The sequence below is a fragment of the Amphritea sp. GJ51-11 genome (assembly GCF_055808735.1).
In genome coordinates, this window is record NZ_CM147881.1 from 2,886,216 (window position 1) to 2,901,081 (window position 14,866).

The window sequence follows — 14,866 nt, forward strand, 5'->3', positions numbered from 1 at the left end:
TTAAAGCATATCTGAAATAATTAGATCAAGCGTTGCAACACGCTCTCCATTGTTATTAGTGACTTTTCTTCCTGATACAATATTTTGTACCTCCAACACTAATAACCAGCTCGTAATAACCTTCATAACAGTAACACTGATAAACGGTTTAGGAGCGTGTAGGGATACAAAAGCCTTGCTAATAGTTACAGCGGCGAACCTTCAGCAAAGCTCGTCCAGAATGATCACAACCAATCGCTTAGTTTAACCCCGACACCTAGGCTATTCGAGTAAGCGTTATAGTCTATCAAGCTTTCACCATAACCATTGAACCACTGTACATAGCCACTCAGGTTATCCGTTAACGGGAAGGTCCAGCCCAATTCAGCCGCACCATGGCTATCGCTAAAATTGAGATTATGACGGGTTTTCAAACTAAAGGAGTGTGTGCCCCATTTATAAATACCGGTCAGTTCAAAGTTGCCCATATAATCTTCAATATCAGGATTATCATCATCGTCGAAGTCTTCAGATAAACGGATCCAAGGTTTAAACGAAAAATAGGCATTCCCTTTTTCAATAATAAAATTAGCATAGACTCGGTTCCAGCTGCGAGATAGCGACCCCGCCTGACCGTTAGACTGGTGGACTAAACCCGCCATGATGAGTGAATTACGAAAGTCCCATAACTCAGCATCATTATTAAAGGCGATCCACAGCTCCGGTTCATGATCGGTTTCACGAAACGGTGACGAGCTACTTTTATTAAACTGCTGCCAGAAAAACCGCCCTGTATAGGCTGCATACAGATCCCCATTTCCATCCCATAGCCCTTTAGCCAAAGGGACTTTCACACTGATCTGAAACTTAGTTTCCAAGGGTTCAAGGTTGATATCGCGATTAGGGAAAGCGTTTTTAAACGGCTCGTCATTCGGCTCAGCAAAGTTATGACTGACGATAATATAGTTTGGGTTATGGGGAATAAGACTAAACATCGAGTCTTCATAGTGCGCTTCAATCTCTAACCGATTTTGCACCGCTGATTCTGGATTTTCCCCGGCAAGCGAAGTATCGCCGAATACTGAACCAGCAGACACTAAGCCATTATCCTGATCATCGAGCGATCGTTGACATACGGCTTTGAGTTGTCCTACTGTCTGATCATCCGCCGCATGCGCTAGCTGCTCTTGCAGACACTGCGTCAGTGCATCAGCAGCCGTTGCACTCTGCCAAGGCAACTGGACTAAGCTTGCCACCAATATGCTTAAAACCATTTTCATCGAAATATTGTCTCGCCTTAGACTAAACAGTGCGTTACCTAACGTAGTGAGAAGCTTATTGGAATCTTCGCCAAACTGAAACCCAAATTATAAACGCCACTGCCGACCGATGGACCACGAGGTGCTCTACTAGCCCCGCCAGGTTACTTTTTACCCTAGTGCATCGGCATAGCAGTGAAAGGTATTACGCCCCGCTTCTTTTGCCTGATACATCGCTTTATCGGCACATTTTAGAATGTCATCCACCCCAGTCTCGTGACCGAGAAAAACAAACACCCCAATACTGGCTGAGCAATGATGCTCAACCCATATCTCAGCTTCATTCTCACGACTCACATGCAACTGGTACAGTTCGGCTAGCCTAACACGTATTTTTTCAGCAACCCTCTTAGCATATACGGTAGAGGTCTCGCGATCCGCCACGAGATCACCCAATAGCACGATAAACTCATCACCGCCAAAACGAGCCACCGAATCCATCTCACGCACACTGGCCGTTAATCGATTAGCCGCCTCAATAAGCAACAGGTCACCCACAAAATGCCCTTGTTGATCATTGAGCGGTTTAAAGTTATCCAGATCGACAAACATTAAGGCGCTATAGTGACCCGTGCGTTGGCTAGCAAGTTGCGCTTGAGTCAGGCGATCAATCAGTAAACGACGATTAGGAAGTTGGGTGAGTGTGTCATAAAATGCCAACTGTCGGATCTGGTCCTCCATCTGCTTACGTTGGGTAATTTCCCGCGTAATGCCATGAAAGCCGGTAATATGCCCCTGCTCGTCCAATACGGTGTTTGAAAACACCTCACCCCAAATAACGCTGCCATCCTTACAGCGATGGGGGGCCTCAAATTGAGCAAAACCCTCAACATGACCCTCACGCTCAGCTTGCTGTCGTTGGCGAAGAACCTCGGTGACGATGGCCACGCCCTCTTGACTGAATAGCTCAAACACATGATGCCCAATCACCTCCTCGGCCTTAAAGCCTCGATGGAACTTATCGGAGGGGCTGATATAGGTGATGCGAAGCTCCCTATCCGTACGCCAGATAACATCCATCGCATCTTCCGTTAGCAGTCGATAGAAAGACTCCCGTTCATTTAACTCTCGAGTCCGTTGTTCAACCAAGGCTTCCAGTGCCCGATTACGCTTTGACAGATTAGTGAGTGGATAAACTTCGCTACCCTGCACTAAATGATAGGGAATGGAGATGCCACTATGGACAATTTTCCACGCCTTACCTTCAAGGCGAAAGATCAACACTAATCGTGCCACTTCATGGGATAAAATATGTTCGGGAATCGGCAGTTGAATATTGAAAAAAGCGGTCACCGCGACAACCGTCTCGCTCAAATCCTGTATGGCAATATCCAGCAGGTCGATATGTATTCGCCCAGAGACCTCAGCAAAGTCTTGCCGGGTGATTTTGACCCACTCATCACGATCAGTGATTAGCGTTGTACCGCCCCCCGCATAGCCACTGAAGTCGTCGCTAAAAAGGCTAGTTAAACGATCATCGCGAGCAGCGTAAAGCTCGATATACTCATCAAACAGCGCACGAATGAGTTGTCCGCGGTCCGAGTGAACAACGATCTTGGTCATAAAAAGTACCCAAGGCTTTATACCAATACATCATTACGACACCATTGGCTTGTGCCTACAAGTGTACTTGAATCACTAGCCGTTAAACTACGCACGGAGATCAAGTGATATAAGCTATTTTGACTCTTTTTTATCACCAAGGTTAACCGAGCCAAAAGTGGACTCAGTACGCGCGATAGACAAGTTATCCCGTGGTGTTTCTCGAGCAGGCAGCTCATCAACAGTACTTGGATTCTGCGCATTAAGCGGCTTTATACCGGCATCGTCGATGATTTTTCCATCCTGCTGGCGCAGCATGGCGCGTTCTTCTCGGGGAGGAATCCCCATCTGTTCACGATAGCATTTACTGAAATGCGGGCTGGAAACAAAACCGCAGGCGGCAGCAATATCAATAATCGACAGTGTGCTTTGTTTCAACAGTTGTCTGGCGCGGAGCAACCTTAGGCGCAGATAGTAGCGTGAGGGAGAGCATTCGAGGTATTTCTGAAACAACCGCTCCATCTGCCGGCGAGACAGATTGACATAACCAGCTAGCTCATCCATCTCGATCACTTCTTCAATATTCGCTTCCATCAATGCCACGATTTCCAGCAGCTTTGGCTGGGTCGTCCCGAGCACATGCTGTAACGGAACCTTTTGCTGATCACTCTCGTCGCGAATACGATCACAAATAAACATCTCGGAGATCGCGGTCGAGAGCTGATAGCCATGCTCTAGCTTGATCATGTTCAGCATCATATCCAGCGGCACTGTGCCACCGGTACAGGTCATCCGGTCACGATCAAAACTGAATAGGCGGTTAGAACACTTCACCCGGGGAAACGCTTCCTGCAACGCGGCAAGATATTCCCAGTGAGCGCTACATTCATAACCATCCAATAAACCGGCATCACCTAATAGATAGCTACCGGTACAGATCGCCCCGAGTTTAGTGCCTTGACGGGCCACCAGTTGTAACCAACTGATGTGCTCTGGCCCATAAGCCCGTGTCACATCCAAACCACCGGCAACGATCACGGTATCAAATACGGGGCAAGATGAGACACTCATATCTGGCGTGATGGTGATCCCATCACTGGCGCTCACCGGCTGACCATCCAACGTCAGAGTATGCCAATAATATAACGCTTCGCCGCTCAACTGATTCGCCATCCGCAGCGCTTCAACCGCCGACGCCAACGAGATCATGGTGAAATTATCTAATAGCAGAAAACCGATAGCACGGGACTGGCTACCGTTCACTTCATCGATCATAAGGAGACACGCACCTACATCAGTTGTGTGACATTGTTAACTAGGTTATTCATGAAGTCATTTGAAACAGCCAAGCCAAAAAGGCGCTATGCCTAGTCGTAAAAGACGGTCTAAAATACAGCCCTAAAAGACATCGGATCTCTTATATCGGCCTAAGCTCATTTTTACCATCAATTGCGGGGAATGAGAACACTTTATCCACTACAGTCCACTGTAAATAGGTGTCGCTAATGATTGCGCTAATCAGCGCAGTCTAACAAACGACTCTAATTCACCCATAATGCTAAAGCCATAGTGCTGCCCCCTTGATCCTTTCACAACCGGCCTCTCTGGACTCATTTGCACCGTTTTAAAAGTCTAAACATGTAAAACCTTGTAAACAATATGTAAACAGACTTGCCAACACCCCCTAAAAAGCACTACTTTCAGGGCACGAGTTCATCTTTACCCGAGAGATTATAAAAACAATCAGGCACAGAGGTATTACCCATATACCGGTGCTGAGGAAAATACGCTTTTATGAGCACAGATGCCCGCATTCTTGTAGTCGACGATGAAGAGCTAACCCGGCACTGCCTGAGAAGTTATTTCGAAGAAGAAGGCTACAATGTGTTTACCGCAGACACGGCCGAACAAGCTGAAGCGATTCTTCGCAGCGAAGCGATCGACGTCTTGCTGTTAGATATCCGCCTACCCGGCAAAGATGGCCTCACCCTCACCCGAGAACTCAGAGTCAGTACCGAAGTTGGTATTATCCTAGTCACGGGCCGACAGGATGAGGTCGACCGTTTAATCGGTTTAGAGTGCGGCGCCGATGAGTATGTCACCAAACCCTTCAACCCCCGTGAAATCCTTGCCCGCACGAAAAACCTCGTACGTCGGGTGCGCCACTGCACTGATCAGAAACCCACCGATTCCCTCCCCCATAGCTTTAAAAGTTTCGATCGCTGGAAATTAAACCTAGACCGACGTCAACTGATTGATGAGCAACAACAGACGACACAGCTGACCGAAGGCGAATTTCAACTGCTCAACACACTGATGGTTAACGCCGGTAAAGTGATGAGCCGGGTACAGATATTGGAACAGATCCGCAATCGCGAATGGATTCCCAGTGATCGTACCGTTGATGTGCTCATTGGTCGGCTGCGACGCAAACTCAATGACGATCCCGCTAACCCCAGAACGATACTAACGGTGCACGGTACCGGCTACCTATTCACGCCCAAGCCTGTCGATATGTCATGATGTATCGTGGGTCGATATTACTGAGCGTGTTACTAAGCGCGGTACTAGTGCTATTACCCTCCAACAGTCATAGTCGCACCCTAAAAGCCTGCGGCCACCCCTTTTATCCACCGGTCTCTTGGATTAACGATAAACGCTTAATGGGACTTGCCCCCACGGTAACTCAGCAACTCTTTGCTGAATTGGGTTACCGGGTGGAGCTAAGAGCAGGCTATAACTGGAAACGCTGTCTACTGGAAGTGCAACAGGGTAATGCAGATATCGTGGTCGCCGCCTATCATATTCCTAGCCGAGACTCTTATCTCTGGTTTAGCCGTGTACCCGTGATTGCCGACCCCATCACCCTGTTTGTTAACCGTCAAAACCCAATCGTGTATACCAGTCTCGATGATTTACGGGGGAAGGTGACCGGCTTGCTTCTCGGTGATAGTTTTGGCGAGGAACTAGACCAATTCCTATTAAATAACACCCGTATTGAGTATGTGTCCCGTAATCGACAGAACTTTGACAAACTTGTCCACCAAAGAATCGATTTTATGCCGATCGGTTTGCTCAGTGGCCGCCTACAAAGTCGAAAAATGGGTTTTCATGAGCTGATCATGCCGCTGGAAGAAAAAGTTAGCACCGAGCTCTACTTTCTGGCAGTCGGTAAGAATAGTGGTTTGCAAAAGCACCTACCCTTTATCAACGATCGATTAAAAGAGCTGCACCAAAATGGCACAATCAAACGATTAACCAATCAATATAGCCTGCAATATCTCGACCAAATAGCCACGGAGCCCAATCAATGATCCAGCCTAAAGGGCTGATACCGAAAATAACCCGCTATTCCAGTCAACACCCTCTGGGATACCGCATTATGTTATATGTCTGTAGCTGCAGCTTTTTATTCATCCTCTTTTCCACCGCCCTACAACTGACCCTCGATTATCGCCGTGAGTTTCGCGCCATTGATCAACAGGTACAGCTGATTCGCAGCAGTTACCTTGCCAGTCTGGCGAAAAGTCTTTGGGATGTGGACCATGCGCAAATCGCACTGCAACTCAAAGGAATACATAACCTCCCAGATGTTAGCTACTTAGTGCTTAAAAATACCGATACCGGCGAATCTATCAGCGAAGGGGACGCTGATCTCTTGTCCGACAGCCCATTACAAACTCAAAGCTTTGATCTCATTCACCAGACGCCAGAACAACAGCGCAAACTTGGACAGTTAGAAGTTAGCTTCGACCTAAGAGCCGTCTACCAAGGGATCTGGAGCCGAGGCTTTAGCATTCTGCTTACTCAGACCCTCTTGGTCATCCTGATTGTACTGGTCATATTGATCATCTTTCATCGGCAGATCACGCGCCACTTGGAAGCGATGGCCAACTACAGCCGAGATATCGGTGCCGGACAACTAGAGCACAGCCTTACCCTCGACCGACAACCGCCCAGCAGTAGTGACGAATTAGATCAGCTAGTCACCGCCCTGAATGAGATGCGTCAGTCTATTCGTCAAGAGATTGATCACCGCGAACAGGAACAGCGAGAACTTCGCTACAACCGAGATCAACTGCAAACGATGGTTGAACGACGCACCGCTAGCCTATTGCAAGCGAAAGAGGCGGCCGAAGAAGCCAGCAATGCAAAATCCCGTTTCCTTTCAACGATGAGCCATGAAATCCGCACGCCTATGAACGGCATGTTAGGAATGATTCAACTGTTAGAAAGCTCCGCCCTAAATCCGAGTCAGCAGCAACATATACAGGTACTCTTCGATGCCACTAATGCACTGCTGGAAACCTTTAATAATATCCTCGAATATGGCCGATTAGTTGAAGGCGCTTACAGCATCAGTCCGTCTCACTTTTCTCTCAAACACTTACTGCATAACCTAACCGCCCTGCTAACCCCCGAGGCGAACCGTAAACAACTCAACCTCCAGTTAAAATACGGCCATGACATTGCCGAACAGTTTTATACTGAAGAGAGCAGCCTACGACAGATCATCACCAACCTACTCAGCAATGCTATCAAATTTACCGACCAGGGCGATGTTATCCTGAGCGCAAAATTAGTTTCTCAGGACGCGAACCAACAACGCATCAAATTCAGTATCCGCGATTCAGGTATTGGGATTGAACCCGAACTACAACAACATATTTTTGATCGTTTCACCCAGGCCGATGAAACCATTACCCGTCGTTTTGGGGGAACCGGCTTAGGCTTGGCCATCTGTAAGGAGTTGGCAGAGCATCTCGGAGGAGAGATTGGAGTCTCCAGTAACGTGGGCACGGGCAGTACCTTTTGGTTTGAATTAGATCTGCCGATCGCAACGCAGAGAACTTCAGTCGCGACAACCGAACCTGTATGGCAAGACAATACAGGGTTACATATCCTAATGGTTGAAGATGTCGATATCAATCAACAGGTCGTACTGGGATTATTGGCTGACACTCCCCATCAGGTAACAATCGTCAGCGATGGTATCAAAGCCCTCGAGCTTGGCCGGAGTCAACATTTTGACCTTATTCTCATGGACATGCACCTACCGGGACTCAGCGGTCTGGAAGTCAGCGGCCGACTCAATAACGACCCCGACTGTATTAATTACCATACCCGCATCATCGCCTTAACCGCCAGCGTCAGGCCGGAAGATATCCATCGTTATCTTGAAGCAGGTATTAGTAGTGTCATCGCTAAACCTGTACGCAAAAAACAACTACTCGACGCGATTTCAGGCGGGCAACAGATTACCGTCGCGCCAACACCAACAGAGACACAACCGTTACTCGATCAGGCTGTTATTCAGGTTCACCAACAGATGCTCGGACCGGAAAAACTCGCCACTCTGATGCAGGGCTATTGCAAAGTCCACTGTGATCTCTGGCCGACACTGCAACAAAGCCTGCAAGCCGAGGACGACTATGAAATTTCGCAGCAGGCACATAAGCTCGCAGGGGCTTGCGACACCATCGGTTTTACCCATGCTAGTCATCTACTCCGACAGCTTGAGGAACTGGCTGAAAACGGTGACATAGCACTCCCTTCATTCCTCGAAACACTCCAGCAGGTGATGGCGGATACCCTCAAACTAGCGCAACAGTGGAAAGCTTAACTAAGCACTTACTCCTCCTGTATCCCGCTAGTCTATTGATGCCTAAACCCCATCAGTCTTAAAAACCTACAAAAAAGCCCCTAAGTTAAACACTTAGGGGCTTTTGTTTTGCTCTCATGGCCCATGGCCTAACGGGAACGATTAACCAAAGAGCATCTCCGGTAGAAAGAGTGATACCTGTGGAATATACGTAGTGATAATCAGTGTTGGAATCCAGGCAAACAGAATCATAATCAGTGTCGGTTTGAGCATCGCACTGACTCTAACACCTGTAACCCGAGAGCCGAGATAAAGAAGTGGCGCAGTCGGCGGTGTGATATTACCCATACCTAGATTCACCCCAACAATCGCCGCAAACTGAATCGGATCAATACCCAACTCAACTACGATCGGGAATAGCAACGGCGATGCGAGCAGTACACCGCTGACATCATCCATCAACATACCAATCAGAATCATCACCACGTTGATCATAATCAGCACAATTATAGGATTATCCGATACGGAGAAGATCAGCTCTTTAGCTAGATCAGGGATATCTTCAAAAATCAGCAGACGGCTGACAATCATCACCATAAAGAACATCACCATCACCACACCGGTGGTGGTCGCTGACTGTACTAATGCTTCTTTAAAGTTAGCTATATTCAAACCACGGTAGATAAAGAAACCTACTGGGATAGCATATACGACTGCGATACCTGCCGCTTCAGTCGGCGTCATGATACCACCGTAAATACCGCCCAAAATCATAAACGGCATCAACAGAGCAGGAAAGGCAAAACGGGTTTTCTTGGCCACCTCTTTAGTGAAGTTATCGGATTTTGGCAGCACTTTAATATCTTTGTGTTTACGTAACAGCACGTAGTTAACAACGCAGAGCAGGAACACCAAAATCAGACCCGGAATAATCGTCGCTAAAAAGCACTTGAGTACCGATTGCCGAGTGACCCACGCATAGATAATCTGAATAGCACTGGGAGGAATTAACAAACCCAATGGTGCAGCATTGGTGATCAACGCCGCTGATAGCCCTTCCGGATAGTTGGCTTTGCGTAGTTGCGGCATCATAATGCTGCCGATACAGGTGAGCGTAGCCGTCGCACTACCAGCAATCGAGCCGAAAATGGCACTCGCACCCACCGCAGTATAAGCAATACCGCCTTTGAAACGACCGACAAACAACTCAGCCAACTCAACAAGGGGCTCAGCAATCTTACCCCGTTCCATAATAGTACCCGCCATAATAAACAGCGGAATAGCCAGTAGCACTAGAACATTCATACGCCAGTGACCGGACGTCAGAAAACCAGCCGGATCATGATCACCGGTCATAGACATGTAGATCAATGCCAAGCCAAAGGCGAAAGGGACGGGAATACCCACCGCCAAAGCAACACAGATCACTAAAAGTGTCAGTAAAATCAACATAAGGAATACCTAAATTAGATATGGGGTGGCGCTTCGTCCGAAGCCCATTCTTCGGTTGGTCCATCCCGTAAACCGCTCCAAAGATGCAACGCGCTGTAGAATGACATCAGGACAAAACCCAGAAAGATGCCTAGCTTAGGAATAAAAAAAGGCAGTTCCAGTCCGGTGGTACGTTGCCAATCTGGGTAAGCACTAATCTCTTCCCACAACATCAGCCAGCCCCAGTAACAGAGGACGATACCAATCATGATTTCCAAGAGCAGCGTACAGTTCACAACAATCCATTTAGTACGCACATTGTCGATCACCGATAGCAAAAAATCGGCTTTTACATGGGTGTTTTCATAACTACCCATTGCTCCCCCTAGGAAATAAACCCAGAAGGCGATCATTAACACCCATTCTTCGTAGGCAAACAGATCAGCCTGAAACCAATAACGAAGGATGACGACAAAGAAAAAGACAAAAGCCATGATCAAACTGGCCGCTGCTAATATATATCCTTGGCAACGGATCATCACATTGACCAACGAGCCCAATGGGCGAGGTATATTTAGATGCATAAAATTACACTCTTATTTTTGAATATATCGACGACAGGTAAAATTCTTTTAAAAACATTTTTTCATATGTATTAATAAGAATATTAAATAGTATCGACGTAACACTCCCCACTGTAAGGCGGAGAGTCAAGAGTAAAACTTACAGGTCGGCTTTTACTTTTTCTAAGATATCTTTACCTAATCGATCTTCCAGTTTAGGCCAAGTTTTAGCACGAATTTCAGTGGCAATCGCACTTCGTTCAGCATCGGTCAGCGGTAAGATCTTAACGCCAAACTCTTCAAGCTTTTTCAGGTTAGCGGCATCGTTTTCACGGCTCCAGTCAACAAAGCCTGCTGCTGCTTTGGCAAACACTTCGGTAATCACTCTACGCTGCTCTTCGTTTAGCTTTTTCTCCCAAGTTTTCTTACTGGCATAATAAGCGTAGTTTTCAACAAAGGCGTTGTAAGGAATATAGTTTTCTATCGCTTCTTTAAAGGTTGTGTAAGCGGCTTCAGGTGTTGCACCAATCATGCCGTCAACCACGCCCTGTTGAATCGCAGGAAACGCATCACCCCAATCGATGGTAGTGGTGTTATAACCCATATCTTTAGTGGCTAACTTAGCAGACTGAGCACTCCACACACGGATATTCTGGCCTTTAGGGCCGATGGTTGTATAGTTCTCCGGCATAGAAGAGGACATCACACCGATAAAGCCTTCGGCCGTCACGCCCAGCAATTTCAAGCCCATCTTATCCATACGCTGATCGAATATACCGTAGAAATTAGAACCGGGGCTAAATACCTTCTCCATTTCATCGTAGTTAGATACCAGATATGGCAGCGAGTTAATCTCCAACACGGGGTCTTTATGGCTATAAACAAATGAGTGAACAATATCGATACTGCCACGTACTGCTTCACCGATCAGTTGCTCACCAGAGCCAAGCTGACCTGCCGGATAGAGTTTGATTTTCAAATCAACGCCGGCACCTTCCAAGTCGGCTTTAATCTGACGTAATACTTGCGATGCATATTGATCGGGCGCGTGCTGACTAGCAATACGCAGGGTGGTAGCAGAGGCAACAGGTGTCGCCAATACAGCGCCTAATACTAGGCTGGAGGCGATAACTGATTTTAAGCTATAGCGACTATTGATTTTTTTCATTGTGGTCTCCGCGTTTTTATAAGCAGGTTATTTTTATGTATTAATTAACATAGACATCAAAAAAGCCATCAATTTATCGTCGGCCTTAATCAGTCTTTTAAAAAACGAACATCTATTTTATACAGGGTTAAAACTCAGTTAAAAAGCCCCTAAAAAACCACAAAAAATGCATGAAATTTATTCATAAAAACAAATGTAAACCAAAAAAAACAAAACTATTCCTAGACGACCTAAACGGCTAAATCAACCCAACAACAGTTATATAAATATTACAAATAACAATGAGATTCACAGTATAAATCTATCAAATAAATAGCTATTAACATCTATTTACAATCTTTTACACTATTAGAAAAAAAACACATCATCTAATTATCACCACGAGGATAAAGCTGATATAACACAGACATAATAAAAGAGTTAAGCCATGACCATCATAAAAGACAAACGACATTTTAGTGCACTGATGCGTGATACGAACAGTGCTTTTCTGCCACCAGACAGACAGGATGAAGCCACCGTAGAAGTTGGTTTTATTCTTCAACAGCACTTCTCTCTCGCCAGCTTTACCGCCGCGGTCGATACACTGGTCACCGCTAACCTCGTCTGTACGACACCGTTATTTCACTATCAAACCTATGCTGCTGAAACCTCTCCGGTGTTGAGTGACCTTGGCATCGAGATAACCTCTCAGGGGTCGCTCAGCACCCTGATTAACCAGCCACTACCCGACCTGTTGATTATCTGCGGTGGTTACCGTTGTTCAACCCAACCGGATGCTACCCTCACCCGCCTACTTAAGTTAGCCGATAGCCAAGACCGATTGATTGGCGGCCTTTGGAATGGCGCGATTGCGTTGGCTCATGCCGGATTATTAGATCAGTTAAGCTGTGCTTTACACCCAGATAATCATGCCTATATGCGCGAACAGTTTCCAAAGGTGAAGGTCAGTGAACAGGTGAGCATCATCGAAGGAAAACGCCTTAGCAGTGCTGGACCGATGAGTGCAATGGGGATGATGTTACAGTTGATCAGCCAACTGCGGGGCAAGGATATCACCCGCGCTATTCGCGAGATTATCAGTTGTGATCAGCTCTCAGAAAGTAGCCATGTGCGAATTAATCAGCCAGGGGACAACCCCTGTTTGCCGCAAAACTTACGCGATATTATGGCGTTAATGGCGGCTAATATTGAAGAGCCGATGAGCGTTGAAGAGTTAGCCGCTTGTACCGGCATCTCACGTCGACAAATCGAGCGTTTATTCCAGAATCACCTAGAGACATCGCCGGGACGTTACTATTTAGAGCTGCGCATTACCCATGCTCGTCGTTTACTCTTACAGAGCAATGAATCAATCACCAATATTGCGCTAGCCAGTGGTTTTGTCAGCACCAGCCATTTCAGTAATTGTTACAAAGACTATTTCGGTGCCTCCCCGAGTCATGCACGGGAACAAGCCAAACGCAGTCATGGCGTAACAACCATGATGCCAAAGGCAGCCGTTAACCTAGGTGATTGACATCGATTAGCAGCGTATCAACTAAAACGCCCCTAAAACTTCAATGCCTTAGGGGCGTTTTAATTGGTGGTATTAAACAACACTCACTACCAATCAACACTCAATCGCGTTAACCGCCAGTCCTCCCCGCGAGGTTTCTTTATATTTGTCCTGCATATCCATGCCGGTATCCCGCATGGTTCTAATCACCTTATCCAGAGAGATAAAGTGTTTACCATCCCCACGCAAAGCCATCTGAGCGGCATTGATCGACTTCATCGCACCAATCGCGTTACGTTCAATGCAAGGCACTTGCACTAAACCGCCCACGGGATCACAGGTCAGCCCTAGGTTATGCTCAAGACCAATCTCAGCGGCATTTTCAACCTGCTCTGGGGTACCGCCAAGTACTTCACATAAGCCCGCAGCAGCCATGGCACAGGCAGAACCCACCTCGCCCTGACAACCCACCTCGGCACCCGAGATCGAGGCATTTTTTTTGCACAACGCCCCAATCGCAGCGGCGGCTAGCATAAAATCAACGACATTTTCTTCGGTGGAGTGCGGGGTAAACTCGGTGTAGTACATCAACACAGCCGGTAGAATGCCCGCTGCGCCATTGGTGGGTGCAGTCACCATACGACCACCGGCGGCATTCTCTTCATTCACCGCTAACGCATACAGATTAATCCAATCCATCGCCCCCAATGTAGACGAGATAATATTGGGTTTAGTCGAGCGGATCAGTGATTTATGCAAACTCATTGCCCGACGCTTAACGTTTAAACCACCCGGTAGAATGCCCTCGCTATGCAGACCATTGGCGATACAGTCTTTCATCGCCGCCCAGATATCCATCAGGCCATCACGGATCTCCCGCTCTGTACGCCAAACCTTTTCGTTCTCCATCATCAACTGACTGACCGAGAAATGATTCTCTTCACAAAGCTTTAGCAGCTCTACGGCATTATTAAACTCATAGGGTAGATCGACTTGCGGCACCAGATGCGCATCGGCCGTTGCCTCGCTTTCGTCAATCACAAACCCACCGCCAACAGAGTAATAAACATTGTCATACAGCAGCGCTTCATCGACACCAAAGGCACTTAGACGCATGGCATTCGGATGATAGGGTAGGTTTTCTTCTAGCAGATTCATATCTCGCTGCCAGATAAACTCGATGGGGTATTGTCCCAGCAGTTGAAGTGTATTGCTCTCTTTCAACGCAACGATAGCGGGTAGAATCATCTCCGGATTAATGGTCGCAGGACGCTCCCCCATCAAACCGACAATCACAGAGTTATCCGTGCCATGCCCAATACCGGTAGCACTTAGTGAGCCATACAGATCAACCTGAATATGGACTACAGCAGATGCCAAGCCCTGCTGTGCTAAATGCTCCGCAAAGTTAGCCGCGGCGACCATCGGGCCAACGGTATGGGAACTGGACGGACCAACGCCTATTTTAAAAAGATCAAAAACAGAGATAGACATAGAGGCTCCACCGCGCATTCTGTGCGCTGTATTTATACTTAAAAGAAACCATTATGGGCTGATATCAGTGTAGCTGTATGTCAGTTTACGACCTGATATTTTCCAACAGCGTTTTATATCAGTTTATGTCAGTAACAACAGCAAAGAAAAAGAGGTTGGCCAGGATGAGCCACACACTCATACCTCTCTGGAAGAAGTAATCCCGACGAACCTCGAAAAGGATACATTACTCAACAGGGGAAATGCTGAGTAACGCGATAAACGTTAACC

General features: G+C 47.1%; 11 protein-coding genes. 4 read left to right on the forward strand and 7 right to left on the reverse strand.

Going from position 1 to position 14,866, the window contains the following annotated elements; genetic code table 11:
• Positions 1 to 224: 224 nt before the first annotated feature.
• The 3 genes from AC0L4K_RS12920 to gbdR form a co-directional block, all read right to left on the reverse strand.
• Positions 225 to 1,259 (reverse strand): phospholipase A, encoded by a 1,035-nt coding sequence (locus AC0L4K_RS12920; protein WP_473266522.1) that lies wholly within the window; start codon positions 1,257 to 1,259, stop codon positions 225 to 227.
• A 150-nt stretch (positions 1,260 to 1,409) separates the two neighbouring features.
• Positions 1,410 to 2,861, reverse strand: coding sequence for a diguanylate cyclase domain-containing protein (locus AC0L4K_RS12925; protein WP_473266524.1), 1,452 nt, complete (start codon positions 2,859 to 2,861; stop codon positions 1,410 to 1,412).
• A 114-nt stretch (positions 2,862 to 2,975) separates the two neighbouring features.
• Positions 2,976 to 4,115: a choline metabolism transcriptional regulator GbdR gene (gene gbdR / locus AC0L4K_RS12930; RefSeq protein WP_473266526.1), complete on the reverse strand. Its 1,140-nt coding sequence runs from the start codon at positions 4,113 to 4,115 to the stop codon at positions 2,976 to 2,978.
• Positions 4,116 to 4,634: 519 nt separating this feature from the next.
• Here gbdR and AC0L4K_RS12935 point away from each other — a divergent pair.
• The 3 genes from AC0L4K_RS12935 to AC0L4K_RS12945 are packed head-to-tail and all read left to right on the forward strand — an operon-like array spanning position 4,635 to position 8,463.
• A complete protein-coding gene (locus tag AC0L4K_RS12935) occupies positions 4,635 to 5,363 on the forward strand; it encodes a response regulator (protein ID WP_126159538.1) in 729 nt (242 codons plus the stop codon).
• Positions 5,360 to 6,154, forward strand: a complete 795-nt coding sequence (locus AC0L4K_RS12940) for a substrate-binding periplasmic protein (RefSeq protein ID WP_473266529.1) — start codon at positions 5,360 to 5,362, stop codon at positions 6,152 to 6,154. The genes AC0L4K_RS12935 and AC0L4K_RS12940 overlap by 4 nt, the downstream gene beginning before the upstream one ends.
• On the forward strand, positions 6,151 to 8,463 hold the full coding sequence (locus AC0L4K_RS12945) for an ATP-binding protein (RefSeq protein ID WP_473266530.1): 2,313 nt from the start codon (positions 6,151 to 6,153) through the stop codon (positions 8,461 to 8,463). Before AC0L4K_RS12940 ends, AC0L4K_RS12945 begins: the two co-directional genes overlap by 4 nt.
• Before the next feature lie 141 nt (positions 8,464 to 8,604).
• Here the strand turns inward: AC0L4K_RS12945 and AC0L4K_RS12950 are convergent, their stop codons facing one another.
• The 3 genes from AC0L4K_RS12950 to dctP form a co-directional block, all read right to left on the reverse strand.
• On the reverse strand, positions 8,605 to 9,894 hold the full coding sequence (locus tag AC0L4K_RS12950; protein ID WP_473266532.1) for a TRAP transporter large permease: 1,290 nt from the start codon (positions 9,892 to 9,894) through the stop codon (positions 8,605 to 8,607).
• A gap of 14 nt (positions 9,895 to 9,908) precedes the next feature.
• Positions 9,909 to 10,457, reverse strand: a complete 549-nt coding sequence (locus AC0L4K_RS12955; protein ID WP_417224152.1) for a TRAP transporter small permease — start codon at positions 10,455 to 10,457, stop codon at positions 9,909 to 9,911.
• Between the two features lie 139 nt (positions 10,458 to 10,596).
• Positions 10,597 to 11,604: a TRAP transporter substrate-binding protein DctP gene (gene dctP, locus AC0L4K_RS12960; protein WP_417224153.1), complete on the reverse strand. Its 1,008-nt coding sequence runs from the start codon at positions 11,602 to 11,604 to the stop codon at positions 10,597 to 10,599.
• 427 nt (positions 11,605 to 12,031) lie between these two features.
• On the opposite strand from dctP, the gene AC0L4K_RS12965 reads away from it, so the two are divergent.
• A complete protein-coding gene (locus AC0L4K_RS12965) occupies positions 12,032 to 13,123 on the forward strand; it encodes a GlxA family transcriptional regulator (protein WP_417224154.1) in 1,092 nt (363 codons plus the stop codon).
• Positions 13,124 to 13,216: 93 nt separating this feature from the next.
• Here AC0L4K_RS12965 and AC0L4K_RS12970 read toward each other — a convergent pair whose 3' ends face one another.
• The gene (locus tag AC0L4K_RS12970) at positions 13,217 to 14,596 is read right to left on the reverse strand and encodes an L-serine ammonia-lyase (protein WP_417224156.1); all 1,380 of its coding nucleotides are present in this window, start codon (positions 14,594 to 14,596) and stop codon (positions 13,217 to 13,219) included.
• Positions 14,597 to 14,866 lie beyond the last annotated feature (270 nt).